The sequence below is a fragment of the Winogradskyella flava genome (assembly GCF_014243395.1).
GTDB classification, from domain to species: domain Bacteria; phylum Bacteroidota; class Bacteroidia; order Flavobacteriales; family Flavobacteriaceae; genus Winogradskyella; species Winogradskyella flava.
Genome location: NZ_JACLCP010000002.1, coordinates 144,617 through 160,276 on the forward strand (window position 1 = coordinate 144,617; position 15,660 = coordinate 160,276).

At 32.3% G+C, this 15,660-nt stretch carries 10 protein-coding genes; 1 reads left to right on the forward strand and 9 read right to left on the reverse strand.

All coding sequences use genetic code 11. The features are described 5' to 3' along the window. Positions 1 to 53: 53 nt before the first annotated feature. The 4 genes from H7F21_RS07785 to H7F21_RS07800 are packed head-to-tail and all read right to left on the reverse strand — an operon-like array spanning position 54 to position 4,244. Complete coding sequence (locus H7F21_RS07785) at positions 54 to 1,133, reverse strand: glycosyltransferase (protein ID WP_185788708.1); 1,080 nt, start codon at positions 1,131 to 1,133, stop codon at positions 54 to 56. Further along, positions 1,126 to 2,070 carry an ATP-grasp fold amidoligase family protein gene (locus H7F21_RS07790; protein WP_185788709.1) on the reverse strand — a complete coding sequence of 315 codons (945 nt, stop codon included), beginning with the start codon at positions 2,068 to 2,070 and terminating at the stop codon, positions 1,126 to 1,128. The genes H7F21_RS07785 and H7F21_RS07790 overlap by 8 nt, the downstream gene beginning before the upstream one ends. Next, positions 2,063 to 2,644, reverse strand: coding sequence for a serine O-acetyltransferase (locus H7F21_RS07795; protein ID WP_185788710.1), 582 nt, complete (start codon positions 2,642 to 2,644; stop codon positions 2,063 to 2,065). The genes H7F21_RS07790 and H7F21_RS07795 overlap by 8 nt, the downstream gene beginning before the upstream one ends. 52 nt (positions 2,645 to 2,696) lie before the next feature. Then, on the reverse strand, positions 2,697 to 4,244 hold the full coding sequence (locus H7F21_RS07800; protein ID WP_185788711.1) for a lipopolysaccharide biosynthesis protein: 1,548 nt from the start codon (positions 4,242 to 4,244) through the stop codon (positions 2,697 to 2,699). A gap of 714 nt (positions 4,245 to 4,958) precedes the next feature. Between H7F21_RS07800 and H7F21_RS07805 the strand changes: the two genes are divergently transcribed. Next, positions 4,959 to 9,182 (forward strand): T9SS type A sorting domain-containing protein, encoded by a 4,224-nt coding sequence (locus tag H7F21_RS07805; protein WP_185788712.1) that lies wholly within the window; start codon positions 4,959 to 4,961, stop codon positions 9,180 to 9,182. A gap of 48 nt (positions 9,183 to 9,230) precedes the next feature. On the opposite strand, the gene H7F21_RS07810 is transcribed toward H7F21_RS07805, so the two are convergent. From H7F21_RS07810 to H7F21_RS07830, 5 genes are all read right to left on the reverse strand, one after another. Then, positions 9,231 to 10,352, reverse strand: coding sequence for an O-antigen ligase family protein (locus H7F21_RS07810; RefSeq protein WP_185788713.1), 1,122 nt, complete (start codon positions 10,350 to 10,352; stop codon positions 9,231 to 9,233). 47 nt (positions 10,353 to 10,399) lie between these two features. Next, entirely contained in the window at positions 10,400 to 11,833 is a 1,434-nt protein-coding gene (locus H7F21_RS07815) for an MBOAT family O-acyltransferase (protein ID WP_185788714.1), read from the reverse strand. Positions 11,834 to 11,851: 18 nt separating this feature from the next. Then, positions 11,852 to 12,817 (reverse strand): hypothetical protein, encoded by a 966-nt coding sequence (locus H7F21_RS07820; protein ID WP_185788715.1) that lies wholly within the window; start codon positions 12,815 to 12,817, stop codon positions 11,852 to 11,854. After that, positions 12,814 to 13,920: a glycosyltransferase family 4 protein gene (locus H7F21_RS07825; protein WP_185788716.1), complete on the reverse strand. Its 1,107-nt coding sequence runs from the start codon at positions 13,918 to 13,920 to the stop codon at positions 12,814 to 12,816. Before H7F21_RS07825 ends, H7F21_RS07820 begins: the two co-directional genes overlap by 4 nt. Positions 13,921 to 14,222: 302 nt before the next feature. Continuing rightward, positions 14,223 to 15,602, reverse strand: a complete 1,380-nt coding sequence (locus H7F21_RS07830; protein WP_185788717.1) for a nucleotide sugar dehydrogenase — start codon at positions 15,600 to 15,602, stop codon at positions 14,223 to 14,225. Positions 15,603 to 15,660: the final 58 nt, after the last annotated feature.

The window sequence follows — 15,660 nt, forward strand, 5'->3', positions numbered from 1 at the left end:
CTACACTTATTTTATCGATAATAGTAGATTTTCTATGTTAAAAAGAAAATTGACTATTTATTTAGTGCGCCTATAAAAAGATTTTCATATTCTCCTATAATTTTTTCGCTATTAAATTTTTCGCAAACAGTGTCTCTGACGGTTTTTGGGTCCCAATCTTTTTCCTCATTTAGTTTTTCTAATAACTCTTGTTCATTTTCTACAATATAACCGTTAATGCCGTTGGTAATGATTTCTTTAGTGCCCCCAGGAGCATTAAATGCAATTACGGGAACACCTACGGAACAACTTTCTAACAAAGCATTAGGAAAACCTTCAGAATAAGACCCTTGTAAAAACATATCATGTTTTATTAGCTCATGGTGTACTTTGTCTGTGAATTTTATATGATTGACTTTTTCTTCTAAATTCAAGTCATTTATTTTATCGTAAATTTTTTGTTCATATGCACCCGAGCCAATTATTGTAAATTGAAAAGGATAACTTAGTTTAGCCAAAACATCCAATAATCGCAATTGCCCCTTAATCTTACTTAATCTTCCTACAGTAATAAATTTTTTAATATTATTGGTATTACTATTCTTAATCACATCGACCTTAGTGAGTGGGTTATGAATAACCCTAATGTCTGATACATTATAATTATAAGACTCTAAAAAGTCTAATTTCATATCCTCAGATTGGCATATAATCATATCTAAATTCTGAATGCCGTAAATGAACAATCTAGAATTTAATTTTGGCAGTAAAGTTTTCCGTTTAGCTCTATAGTTTTTGGCTACCTTATTAATAGTAGCGTGTCTCCCTATAAATTTTATTTTGCCGAAAAAGATTGAAATCAACCCCATAAAAGAATTTAAATGAGAAATCGAGCTCAGAACTATATCAGGCTTCTCTTTTCTAAGAATTTTATAAATTGGTATAATAGAATCGGCAACCCTATTTTTATTTAGATATATTGTGGAAATATTATTCGTTTTATATTTAGAATCTTTTTCAAAACCAATAATTATAAGTTTAACCGAAAACCTTTCTTTTGAAATATTTTGAGAAACAAAAGATATTACTCGTTCTGCACCTCCGGCAAATAGAGTTGGTAAAACAAAGTAAACTTTTATTTTTTCCTTATTCATTCTCAATACCTAATTTTAATAGTTGACCAAACTTAAGATCACATCCAGGAGTTTTGAACTTCTGGGTACCTGAGTGATGATGAAACGTAATCTCACCGAAATAAATATGCCCTTTTACGGAATAAAAATCAACTCTTGCATAAATAAAATCTTTCGCTATAGTTTCAGCTAAGCTTTTCATCTTATCAAACAATTCAGGCTTATTTTCTTTCTCTCCATTTTCATATTGCCAAACGCAAGGAATAAAATCCCAATTGGCGTCATATAAGTTCCTTCTTCGATCACCAAAACGAGCGATATCAACATGAACAAATGCTAATTTCCCATTAAAGCAATGGAATTTATAATCGTTGGGAATTTCGCCATTTTCTGTTGTTAAAAGTTCTTCTACTATTATTCTAGGCTCAATATTTTTATATTGCCATTCTCTAGTTGAGTAGTAAAAGTTATATTTCAAATTGCGTTTAAATTGTTTTTGAACTTGGAGCCAATCAACAGAAGATTTATCTTTAACGATCAAGTAACCTCCACTGTCGTGATTGTTTTTAATAATAAAACTAGAATCGGGTAAATTCTCGGGTTTTAAGTCAGATGCATTTTTTGTGTGAAATAGTAGAGGAATTAAATATTCCTTCCCAATTTTTTCTGCTATATAAGACCGAACAGTATATTTATCGGCCACAAGAGTATGAAGATCTGTTCTGTCATGTAATTTTAGCCAAGTTATTTTTTCATTTAAGGTTTGAGGATTGTCAAGATCTATAGAATAACCCATATATCTCTTAAAATACCATTCTATAAATTGCTTGTCCGGTATAAGTTTTAGACCAAATTCATAAATTTTATAGAAAGGTCTAAGAACATTGTAGCCCACATTAGAATTTCGATATAAATTTGAAATTCTATTTCTTAAGGTTTTTTTGCCTTGATTACTCATGCCTTATTAATTTTGTTATGTCCACACTGCCTATTACTTTAGCAGGTATCCCAGCTATAATTGTATGTTCTTTTTCAAAAGATTTATTCACTACTGCATTTGCCCCAATAGCTGTATTATTGGGTATTCTAATATTACCAAATATTTTAGCACCTGGTGCTATATATACATTGTCTCCCAATATAGGACCTTGAATTTCACCTCCTGAAGCACCGATATTGACGCAAGCATGCATTCTACAGTTAGCGCCAATTCTTGATGTGTAATTAATTACAATCGTCCCATAATGCACTATAGAAAGCCCTGGTCCAAAAATATTAATAGGAATAGAAAAGTTTAGTTTTACAGAAATCAGTCTATAACGATATCTAAGGTATAGTATATAAAACTTATAAATACCTATATTTTTGCAATTAACGTAATACTCTAACTTTCTCATTAATCGCTGAAATTTCCATACTGGATTTGGGAAAAATAAGTTTCTAAGTTTGTTCGAAAAAGTGTTATTGGATACCTGTAAAGCGATTCGGTCACGGTTCAAATACTCAATATAATCATTCTTATTCTGTATCATTTATTTGCTCATTTTGAGATGTCATTAATCTAAATTGACTTAGAAATTAAAACTAGTTTAAATTAAAGGTCTTTTTCAATAAGGTTTTTACACGTGTCCAAAATATTCTAAAACTTTTATTAAAAATGTATAACAGTGTTCCATATATGAAAATTATTAACAAACTTACTTTAATGCTGTATAAAACCCAATTTATAAAACTCATATGATAATTGTTGGATAAAAAATGATCAACGCAAAAATTAATCAGTAAACATGATAATGCGAAGCTCAATAATATTGGAGTTAATCCTTTCCAATAAATAAACACACTTTTTTCAAAGCCATGTTTAAATAAGTAATAAGGTTTCCATATAATTCCAATAATAAAAAGACTACTTACGGTCCCAGCGACAATACCTGGGATGCCGAATAAGCTTCCAAGAATTAAAGAAACCAGCAAGTTTATTATGGCCTCTGAGACTGCAGCCCAAATATCAGCATAAAGGCCATATGCATTCTTAAAACGATTTATGGTCGCTGTAACTTGCATCATAAAGAAATTAGAAATAAATAAAATAAGTATGATTCTAGAAAGAACATATTCTTCACCCAACCATAATAATATTAGATGGTCCATGGTATAATATAATGCTAAGCTAAAAAACCCAGCAATAAAAAATTGTATTGAAACCAATTCCCAAAACACTTTGTTTACATTGTCCTTATCATCTTCAGCAATTAGATTTCCAACAGCAGAGCCAGTACCCGCGAATGCCATCATAATTAGGCTATTCAATTTAGAAAAGACTAAAAAATAATTCCCAAAAAGTGCGACACTTTGTAGGTTTATTAAGGCAAATATCAAAATATTATCGGTACCACTTTTAAGAAATTGACTTATTTTATGAAAGAACACCTGTTTTACTTTTTTTATGACTTCAGGATACTCTTTAACTACCGATGATTTATCTTCAAAGTTTATAATTAACCAAGGATAAGTAGATTTAATTTTCTGACGAAGAATTATACTATAACCAATACTAAAAATGAGTTCAAGAATAATATATAGATAGAAATTTTTGTAATACAGAACTACTATTACTTGCAGTATAACTCTGGTAATATGAAAGCTCTGAAAGTATTTTTGAATGATATAACCTTTCTGATCAGCTCCAAACAAACTACTATGGTAATTCACGAAATATGCTAAAAGAGTCGATATAAGTAGTGCGTAAAACACAAAATAAATCAACACCAATGAAAATTCAGTTTTAGCGAAAATCAATGGAAAGAAAAGTGATATTATTATCCCAACCATTAATATGGCAAGGCCAATTTTCTTATATAAGACCCCTAAAAGGGCAATAATCCTGTTTATTTCTGTATGATTTTTATCAAAAATAGGCTTGTAAAGCGTAAAACCTATCGCCGTACCGATGCCTAGTTCAGCTAAATTTAGAAAGCCTAAAATACTTCGCAAAGTAGATTCCAAACCGATGAAAGAATCACCAAGCTCATCCAAAAATATCTTTCTCGAAAAGAATTGAAGAAATATTGAAATGGTGAAAAAAAACACACCAACTTTCGCATTCTTTAAAGATTTGGAGACTCTAGACATTTATACATTTTTAGCAATTAGAAATCGAAATAAATATTCAATTAATACTATTATCTGTTCAAAATTTAAACTTTTCCGATTACTTTGATGACGTAGGTTAGCCATAAATAAATTTGAACTAATATTAAACTGAATTTGTTTTAAATGAATTGCTTGTCAAATTAAAAGCAAATATGATAAAATGAAAACCATAATCATTAATTTTTATGTTAATGTGCTTTAAAAAACGTCCAAGTTGCATATTGCCATCCTCAATGTCTTTATTATATGAGCTGTTTTTCTTCTTTTTTATGGATAACTCATATCCTGGTAATATTAATATGCTTGTGTTGGGTTCTCAACATTTATAATACAGTAATTATCTTATACAGAAAAGAGGTTTAGTTGGCTAAATTGATGTAGGAAAAAGATGTGTAATGTTAAATGTTGATTTTTGAAGTCTAAGAGGGGTGCTTTGAACGTACAAATATGTGTTTAGTGGATATAAAAATTCATATGGTTCGAATATTCTTACAAAAATAAGTTTTTAGTCGAATTTTATTGTTTTTAGACCTAAATATCATTTTAGAATATATAAATTGCTTTACCCCTAATTCCTAATTCTTAAAAAAGAAAATGAATTTTTTGAAAAACCTGCTTATTTGTAATAAAACTTACTATACTTTTTTTATACTTCTTTTACACTTATCAATAAGTAATTTATATGCGCAACAATTGGCGTTTCCAAGCGCAATGGGTGCTGGAGCTTATTCTACAGGTGGTCGTGGAGGCGAGGTTGTGCACGTCACCAACTTAAATGACAATGGCGTGGGTTCATTAAGATGGGCCTTAACTGATCCTTCAAACAGGGGTAATAGTAGAACAATTGTTTTTGATGTTAGTGGTATTATTAATCTGGATAGCGATATAAGATTAAGTAATAATGGTAATCAAGGAGCTTATGCCCATGGTATTACCATTGCAGGCCAAACAGCTCCGCAAGGTAATATTACTATTACTGGAGGTAAAATATTTTTTATAGGTATAGACGACGTTGTAATTAGGTATATTAAATTTAGGTCAACAACAAATGTAAGTGGCTGCTTACAGTCACAAGGTGGTGACAATGTAATATTTGACCATTTAACAGGTAGCCATGTTGAAGCTGCAGAAGTTACATTTAGTATGGTGTCAAATAATGCGGCTGAAGAAGGATTTACAACAGGAAAAACAATACAAAATTGTTTGATACATGATTCTGGTTTAGGGCTCATTTTAGGAGACACTTCACCACCTAATGATACACATAATGAAGAACATACCATTATAAATAACGTTTTTGTAAATGTAGGGCATAGGATTCCTGGTAAGATTGGAGGTGCAGTTAGAATGGATATTATTAATAATGTTGCGCATAATTGGTTTGCGCGTCTAATTAGATTAGATGACTGGTCTTATACCCTTAATCATGTTGGCAATTATTACAGTAAAGGTGGTAGGGGTAATGAAAAAACAAATCTGGCTTATTACGGAACTAGAAACGGCAAAATATATGAGAGCGATATCTACATGGACCCTACTGCAAATCACCCGGAATGGACAGATTTTAGCCAACCAAGAACAGATCTCTTGCCTGCATCAAGTTTTGTAAGTACACCTTTTAATTATAACAATGCAAGTACATTAAATATAAAATCCTCTAGTGATTTAAAAACGGAAGTAGTTCCTTTTGTCGGTGCATATAAATATATTAACGATAATGGTGCGGCTGTAGAAGATAGAGACGTTCTAGACGCTTCAGCTATTAATAAAGCTATTACAGAATTTAATGGAGATACTTCTCAAGATATTACTTATAGTATTACTTTAGGTGAGATCCCGACCGCAAACAATACTAGACCAGCTAATTTTTATCAATCAAACCCTCATATACCAGAAACTTATTTGGTTTCAAGAAGTATTATGGGTGATGCTACTATTCATAATGAAGTTCAACCATCAGGTTATACTTTATTAGAAGAATATTTAAACCAAGTTGATTCAGCCATACCATCAGTTGAAGTATCTGGAGTTGAAGTAACACCTGAAACAGCTGAAATTACAATTCCTGAAACAATTACATTGGCATCCACCATATCGCCTGGTAACGCCACAAACCAATCAGGTGTATGGGCAAGTAGCGACGAATCTATCGCAATTGTTGATGCTAATGGTATTGTTACACCAGTTGCTGAAGGTGTTGTAATTATAACTTTTACAACAAATGATGGTGGCTATTCTGATACCTCAGAGATAACGGTTTTTCCGGAGGCGTTCGAAGCGAACGCAGGACCGGATCAATCTATATGCCAAGGGGAGTCCGCTATTCTCTCCGCATCTGGTGGGATCAACTATTTATGGGACAACGGTGAAACTACTGCGTCAATAGAAGTTAGTCCTTCAGACACTACGACTTATACAGTAATTGTCTCGGATGATTCAGGCAATAGTGATTCTGATAGTGTTACTATTTCGGTAAATCCTATTCCAACAGCAAATGCTGGTGAAGATCAAACAATTTGTGAAGGTGAAACAATTACATTAACAGCAAGTGGTGGTGATAACTACCTGTGGAATACGGGAGAAACTACGGCGTCAATAGATGTTAGCCCAACTTCTGACACTGATTATATAGTTGAAGTTGTTTCAAATAATTGCTCAAGTACAGATGATGTTACAGTAACTGTAACTCAAGCGCCTGACCTCGTTGTAAGTGCGAATATAGCTATATTAGAAGGCAGTTCAACGACGTTAACAGTTAGCGGAAGTGACAATTACCTTTGGAGTACTTCAGAAACTACTACAACTATAGATGTTACACCGTCTGAGACAACGACATATACGGTATCTTCTACGAATATAAATGGATGTACAACTACTGAAAGTATCACTGTAACAGTAGTACCAGAAGTAATTGCGGAAGCAGGAGATGATGTTACTATTTGTCAAGGAGAGAACACTTCTTTAGTTGCCACCGGTGGATTGAATTATGTCTGGAATACAGGTGATACGTCTGCGGAAATTCTAGTCAGCCCAAATGTAACAACCACATATACAGTTACAGTAGAAGATGCTTTTGGTTTTTCTGATACTGATGCCGTAACTGTCACTGTAGAGGAAGCGCCAAATATTTCAGCTGGAGACGATGTATATGTTATGATAGGTAATTCAATAACTATTAATGCAATCGGTGGAGCTGATTCCTATAGCTGGAATACAGGGGAAACAACGGCATCAATAACAATTAGTCCAAACATTACAACAGTCTATACAGTAACTGGTTTTTCAATTAATGGGTGTCAAAGTTCTGACGAAGTGATTGTTAATGTAGTTGAAGAGTTAAATGCGAATGCAGGTGATGACGTTTCTATTTGTACTGGTCAGAGTATAACTCTAAATGCTAGTGGTGGTGTAAGTTATGAGTGGAATACAGGATATATAGGGCCAACACCTACATTTAGTCCAACAGAAACTACCACATATACCGTAACCGTGGGTGACGGCTTTGGAAATTTTGATACAGATGATGTTACAGTTACCATAGGGAACCCTCCTGTGGCTGACGCAGGAGCTAATCAAACTATCTGTTCAGGAGAGTCAGTTGTTTTAACTGCACAAGGTGGTATATCTTATATATGGAATACTGGAGACACTACACAATCTATAAATGTAAATCCTAACTCAGAAACAACATATACCGTAGAAGTTTTTAATGAGAGCTGTTCGGACACAGATAGCGTTACAGTTTATGTAAATGATGCACCTAACGTTACAACAAGTGGTGACGTGTCCATAGTTGAAGGAAATACTACTGTATTAATAGCAAATAATGCTGATACTTATCTTTGGAGTAATGGAGAAACATCAAATTCTATTGAGGTTAGTCCAGCTGAGACAACGACCTATACTGTAATTGGCACTTCGAATGGTTGTTCAGCTCAAGCTCAGGTAACAGTTTTTGTAGAGGAAGTTTTAAATGTATCTGCTGGACAGGATCAAAATGTTTGTGAAAATGATAATAATGAAATTGTACTGACAGCAACGAATGGAGATTCTTATTTATGGAGTACGGGTGAAACTACGCAAAGTATCACGGTAAATCCGTTATCGACTACAACTTATTCTGTCACGGTAACTATGGGTATTCAAGAGGATACGGACGAAGTTACGGTCTATATAAATCCTAATCCTAATGTGGTTATTTTGAATGGAGAAAGCGTTAATATTATGAATGGGGATTTTGTAACTTTATCGGCATCAGGCGCAAATAACTATGAATGGGATAATGGAGCTACTCAACCTAATATAGCAGTTAGCCCTTCAAATACAACCACTTATGAAGTTAAAGGCTATATTGGAGATTGTTATGACGAAAAGCAGGTCACTGTCAATGTTATTCCAGAAGTTGTAGCCGATGCTGGTGATGATGTAGAGATTTGCTTAGGTGATGTCGTAACCTTGACGGCAACTGGGGGAGATGAATATACTTGGAGTAATGGAGAAACTACACAATCTATAGAGGTTTCTCCAACAGAAACTACTCTATATACAGTTACAGTTTTTAATGCACTCGATTTTGATGAGGATACAGTCACTGTATTTGTAGATTCCGAATGCGAAGAGGATATAGATCCTGCTGAACCTGGGAATGGAGAAGAACCATTAGATTTCAATTTTACTGTATATCCTAACCCAACGTCAGATTTCGTAAATATAAGCTTGGCGGGATCTACTGCATTATCAAGAGTCTATTTATATGATATTACAGGTAAACTTATGCATTCGGAAATAATTTCCAATGATAACTTGAGTATTACCACAACTAGAAGAATTGATGTCAGTGCCCTACACTCTGGTATGTATTACATTAAATTGGTAGATATTAGACAAGAAATATCAAAGAAACTTCTTATTCGATAATCCATTGGTCTTAAAAGGTATAAACATTAGTTGAATATATAACTAGTGTCAAGAATTTTCAGTTGCCATTACTAATTCGTTTTTGTCATCTTCTGTTTTGCATAGGTACAATTGATATTGAATCCACATCGCCGCAAAAGACACATAATAAAAGGTGAAGAAATTATGATTAGCCATTAAGAAAAGAGATAATGCAATAATTTGCATTACTAAATTTGGCTTTTTGTTAAAATAGATTATACTCATTGTTAACAAGTAGCCAATGTATATGAGAAACAGGATAAAAGGCAGAATGCCAGCTTCACCAAGCACCATTAAATAGGAGTTATGTACCCCAAGACCATGACCTTCTTTCCCAGAAAAAGATCCGTAGCCATTGCCAATGATTGGTGAATCAAAAATTTTATCGTAAAACCTAGCCCATGTATCTTCCCTTGAATCCTCGCTTAATTCCTCTGAGGACACTTCTTCATTATTTACTATACCCTTTAATTGTTCAAATCTTGGATTGTTTAAACCTACAACTTCGTCAATAAAGAAAAGTGTACTAATTATCAGAAAGCCAAGACCAAATATCCTAATATTTTTTATGCTTATTTTTAAAGAAATAACATTCAACAATAACCAAATAACAATAAATGTTCTTGAAAATGTTAATAATCCAGCAAGTGTACAGATAAATTGTCCAGTTAACTTTGCTCCAGCATTTTTTAACCCGTAAGTTGTGGCATAACCAGTAATACATACAAAACCTGCTTCATTAGGTTTAATGTAAAAGCCACTATATCTTCCAAAATCACTAGTGAATAAAACAGCCTCAAGAGCTATTGTAAGTGCTCCTATTACTAAGAAAAAATTATATTCGGCCGTATTTATATGCTTAACTAATCCATAGCCACAAATGAGATATATGAAATACTTAATGGTATCCATAAAAAATTGTGTGGTGAATCCAACATATTGAAGCCCACCTATCATAAAGAATAGAATAGAAATAATTAAAAGGAACCAATTTGGACTTGTTTTTTTTTCAAAAAAATAAAACAAAGTCAAGGCTAGTATAGTACTGTAGCTAAGCAAGCTGCCAACTCCACCACCATAAGCTACTAAGGACACCGAAGGAATGTTTAATACTATTAAGCTTAAAGTGATATACTTAAGAATTTTCATTTAAATATTGTGCTATAATTTCTGTAGCTTAGTTAAAATTATTAAAATTAAAATTGAAAATAAATAAATTCTTGTTGTTCTCCGGTAAATAAAAACATTAAAATAATTAAAAACATATAAAAACCCCATCGAATGGGCTTTTTCATGAAATCAATTTTTTGAATGGCATATTCCCCAGATCTACCAAGCCATTCTATACTCGTAAAAAAAGTGACTAATCCTAAAATAGTGAATGGTAGAATTTCAGGTGTGGTAAATAGTGCCTTGGTAAATATATCCCTTATATAAATAATAGCATTCGTAACATTATCAGCTCTAAAAAATATCCAGGCAATGAGTGTTATAAAGAAGGTCATTGTCATTTGTAATAATTCTCTCCATGTTGGTAAATATTTACCTTCTGCTACTAAATTGGTGTTTACTCTATTTCTATTTAATAAGAGTAGTGGTAAGAAGTATAGGGCGTTTAATGCACCCCAGACTATAAATGTCCAATTAGCACCATGCCAAAACCCGCTAACAATGAATATAATAAATGTATTGCGTACTTTCATTTTAATTCCACCGCGACTGCCGCCCAAAGGAATATATAAGTAATCTCTAAACCAAGTAGATAACGAGATGTGCCAACGTCTCCAAAACTCGGCAATATCTCTTGAGAAATAAGGAAAAGCAAAATTTCGCTTAAGGTTAAAACCAAATAATCGAGAAATACCTATGGCAATATCTGAATACCCTGAAAAATCACCATAAATCTGAAAAGCAAAGAAAAAAGCTCCTAGTAGCAGCGTACTTCCTGAATAATCCTCTTGATTGTTAAAAATCATATTTGCATATGTAGCACAATTATCTGCAATGACAACTTTTTTGAATAACCCCCAAAGTACTTGTCGTAATCCATCTACGGCGTTCTTGTAAACAAATTCTCTTTTTTTGTAAAATTGAGGTAGCAGGTTAGTAGCTCTTTCAATTGGTCCAGCAACTAATTGAGGAAAAAAGCTAACAAAAGCCATAAACGCCAAGAAATTCTTAGTAGGCTCTAATTTTTTATTATAAACATCTATAGTATAACTTAAAGTCTGAAATGTGTAGAAACTAATTCCAACAGGTAGAATTATATTTAGTGTGTTAAGACTTAATTTTGCTCCAAAAAATGTGAAAGACTCAATAAGACTATCCACAAAAAAATTATAATATTTAAAAAAGCCAAGGAATCCAAGGTTTATACAAATACTTATCCAAAGTAGCAGTTTCCGACTTGAAGACTTATCCTTGGATCGAAGTTTTAAACCAATGGTATAATCAATTAATGAACTAAATAAAATTAAAAACAAAAAGCGCCAATCCCACCAACCGTAGAAGACATAGCTTGATAAAGCAATCAGCAGATTTTGTTGCTGAATGCGCTTATTGCCTATGAGCCAATACAATACAAATACTATTGGTAAAAAAATGAAAAACTCAAAAGAATTAAAGAGCATATTAGTCTATTGATTGAGTTAATGAGTTGAAATGATATCAACGAGTTGTTGACTCATTATACTTGCACCTGTATAATTAGTATGATGATAATCTGAAAAATCAGTATCTGAATATGTAAATTTATTTTTTTTGTAATTATTTAAATCGAAATAGCCAACATCATTAAAATCTTGAAAATAGTTTTTATAAAAATTCTCTTCATCTTTATTATCATTTATTTTAATTCGAGTAGGAGGGTACGGGGTTCTTAGGGTAAATAATTTTATACCTTTTGATTTTGTAAGCTCATATATTTTGTTGAAGTAGGTATCGAACCGTTCTCTATTAAATGATTTGTTATTGTAATTGGATATAGGACCAAAGGCCTTAATTTGTTCTTTTGTAACAACAACAGTATCCCGATAAAACCCTTTATACCAATTTTTTTTAGGTGGTTTTTTATTATTTTCAGAAAAGAGAGAAGTGATTTCTTTCTTAATGTATTGATTGAATTTCATTAAAGGAATAAAGTAATTACCGATTCCTTTTGTACCATAACCCTCTGCTATTAAATTATATTTATTTTTTTTTGAATTAAAAAAAGACGCGTTAGAAAAAATCTGATAATAATCATGCGAGTCATCAGACAAATCCAAGTAGGTTTCGAGTACAACGTACTTCGGGTTTTGATAGTCCAAAATTTCTACAAGTGTATAATAAGATTCCGCTATATCTTGAGCGGATGTGCCCATGTTAAAAGACTCTAAATTTAATCCCTTATCAATAATGTTTGGATTAAACCCTGTATAAGACCTACTAGAACCTAGGACGATTAAATCATAAGCGTTTTTATTAGAATGAATGCTATTCCATTTTAAATAATTCTTATGAGTTTTATTTTTTATGGCTTTGTAAGCTGGATATTCGTATATGAAGGCAATTAACAAGTTAATTAAAACAAAGGTAATCAATCCATAAGCTATATGTTTTAGAAACATTTTCATTTAGCTAAATGATCTAAAATCAAAGATTTCCAACTGGAAGTTACATGAGTGTCCAGAAATTTTTCAGTGGTTTCTTTAGATTTGATTGAAAATGACATTTGCAAATCTTCATTGCTTACCAAATGACCTAATTTTTCAACAAACATAGTTTGGTCATCTACAGGCACTAGAAAGCCATTTTCACCATCATCAATGAGCTCTGATGGTCCATAATTACAGTCAGTAGATATTGATGGTAATCCAAAGTGCATGGCTTCTAGCAAAACATTTGGGAATCCCTCAGCCTTGGATGAAAAAGCAAAAATTGATGCTTTGTTATAATAGTATTCTACGTTTCTAATTTTAGATAAAAACTGAACCTTGTTTGACAGATTCAAATCTTGAACCATTGCCTTTAATTTTGATTCAGTTGGTCCCTCTCCGATTAATAATAATTGCCAATTACTCAAATTAAGCTCATGAAAAGCAGATATTATCTTTTCTTGCCTTTTGTCATTATTAAAAGTACCAACGGATAATATGATTTTCTCCCTATTAGTGCTATATGCTTTTCTTAATTGTGAAAGTTCTGAGGATATAGGATTAGGTAAAACTACCATATCCTTTGTTTTAATCATGCGCTCATATACTTGCTTCACTTTTTCAGTCTGTACAATTAAACAATCAGCTCTAGGATAAATAAATTTCCGAAGGATCACCCAAAATTTCGGTATATCATTTTTTAAAGGATCATTACGTTCACTTATTAAACAGGGAATTCTATTGAGTTTTGCAGCTATTACGGCTTTAATATTGGCCTGAGTAATAAAACCAATAAGTAAATCAATCTTCTCACGTTTTGTAATTTTACTTACTTGCTTGAGAATTACATAATTTAACTTTAATGAACCAATAAAAGAACTTGGTTTCGGCAATTTTTTAAAACAAGAAATAACTTTAACAGAATCATTTAAAGTATAAAAAGGATCTGACTCAATAAAAGTAATAATTACTACATCAAAATCTTTTGATAAACTATTACTTAAATTGGTTATTACGCGTTCTGCGCCTCCTGGTGTCAAACCACCAATAACAAATGCTATTTTCTTTTTTCTTGGTTCCAATGTTTTAGGTTAGATTTTGTAAATTTAAATTTCAAATATTAACAAAAGATTTGAATTTAAGTAGTTTTTGTGCTATAAGGGTGATAACTTCGATGACTGCAAATAAAATACTATAATTAAGCGCTTTACATCTTATTGAGCATTATGCAATAGTAAATAATCATCAACAAAAAGTGTAGTATTAAAAAATCAGAATAATTTGATTATCATATTTTAATACTACGCTTTAAAAAAGTCAAGATCAAATACAAATTTTGTTATTTGAAAATTTTGATTTTAAAAAAATCCTAAAAGACTATTCTTTATTTTCCGATAGAAGAATACTCAAAGCCGATGTTGTTCATTTCAGCTTTATCCAAAATATTTCTACCATCAAATATGAATGCAGGCTTTTTCATATTGTCATATATCTTTTTCCAATCATAAGCTTTAAATTCATCCCATTCTGTCATGATAGCTATGGCATGAGCACCCTTAGTCGCTTCGTAAGGGTCATCAAAAGTAGATACTAGGTCCTTATTTTCTTCATCAGAGCGCGTTTCAAGATAATTTAAGTCTCCATACACTTTTTTCGCTGGGACCTTAGGATCATAAACAGCAATATTTGCTTGCTCGCTTAATAAATGATCAGCAACATAAATAGCGGCAGATTCGCGAGTATCATTGGTATCCTTTTTAAAAGCCCAACCAAGCATGGCAATCTTTTTCCCAGAGACCGTATTATATAGTGTACTTATTAAGTTATCAGAAAAACGTCTTTTCTGATGATCATTTAAAATGATCACTTGTTCCCAATAATCGGCTACAGCATTTAAGCCATAGCTTCTGGCAATATAAACAAGATTAAGAATATCTTTTTGGAAGCAAGATCCACCAAATCCTATTGAAGCATTTAAAAACTTAGGTCCAATTCTGGAATCCATCCCTATAGCTCTTGCTACCTCGTTAACATTCGCTTCCGTATGCTCACATAATTCCGAAATAGCATTGATAGATGAAATTCTTTGAGCTAGAAATGCGTTTGCGGTTAATTTAGATAATTCTGACGACCAAACATTTGTTCTTAGGATTCTTTCTTGTGAAACCCAACTACCATAAATATTAGCAAGACTTTCAATAGCATCTTCCGATTCACCACCTATTAAAACCCTATCTGGATTTAATAAATCTTGAACAGCAGTACCTTCCGCTAAAAATTCTGGATTAGATAAAATATGGAAATTCACATCACTCCCTGTATTGTGTAAAATGCTCTTGATAGCTTGAGCAGTTCTAACGGGAAGTGTAGATTTTTCTACAACAATTTTATCTGTTTTTGCAACTTCAGCAATATTTCTAGCACAAAGCTCAACATATTTTAAATCTGCCGCCATGCCTTTTCCTTTACCATAGGTTTTGGTTGGAGTATTTACAGATATAAATATCATTTCAGATTCATTAATGGCTTTGTCAATCTCAGTAGAGAAAAATAGATTTTTGCCTCTTGTTTCGGCCACGATTTCGGCAAGCCCAGGCTCATAGATTGGTAATTTCGATACATCTTCATCATTCCAAGCAGCAATACGCTCTTCATTAATATCAACAATCGTTACCTTTATATTAGGATTTTTCTTTGCAATTACTGCCATAGTAGGGCCACCTACATATCCAGCACCAATACAGCATATATTATTTACTTTCATAGTTTTAAGTTTATTTGAATTGGGTCAATTTTCTATTTTGGATGACAAATTTGTAAGA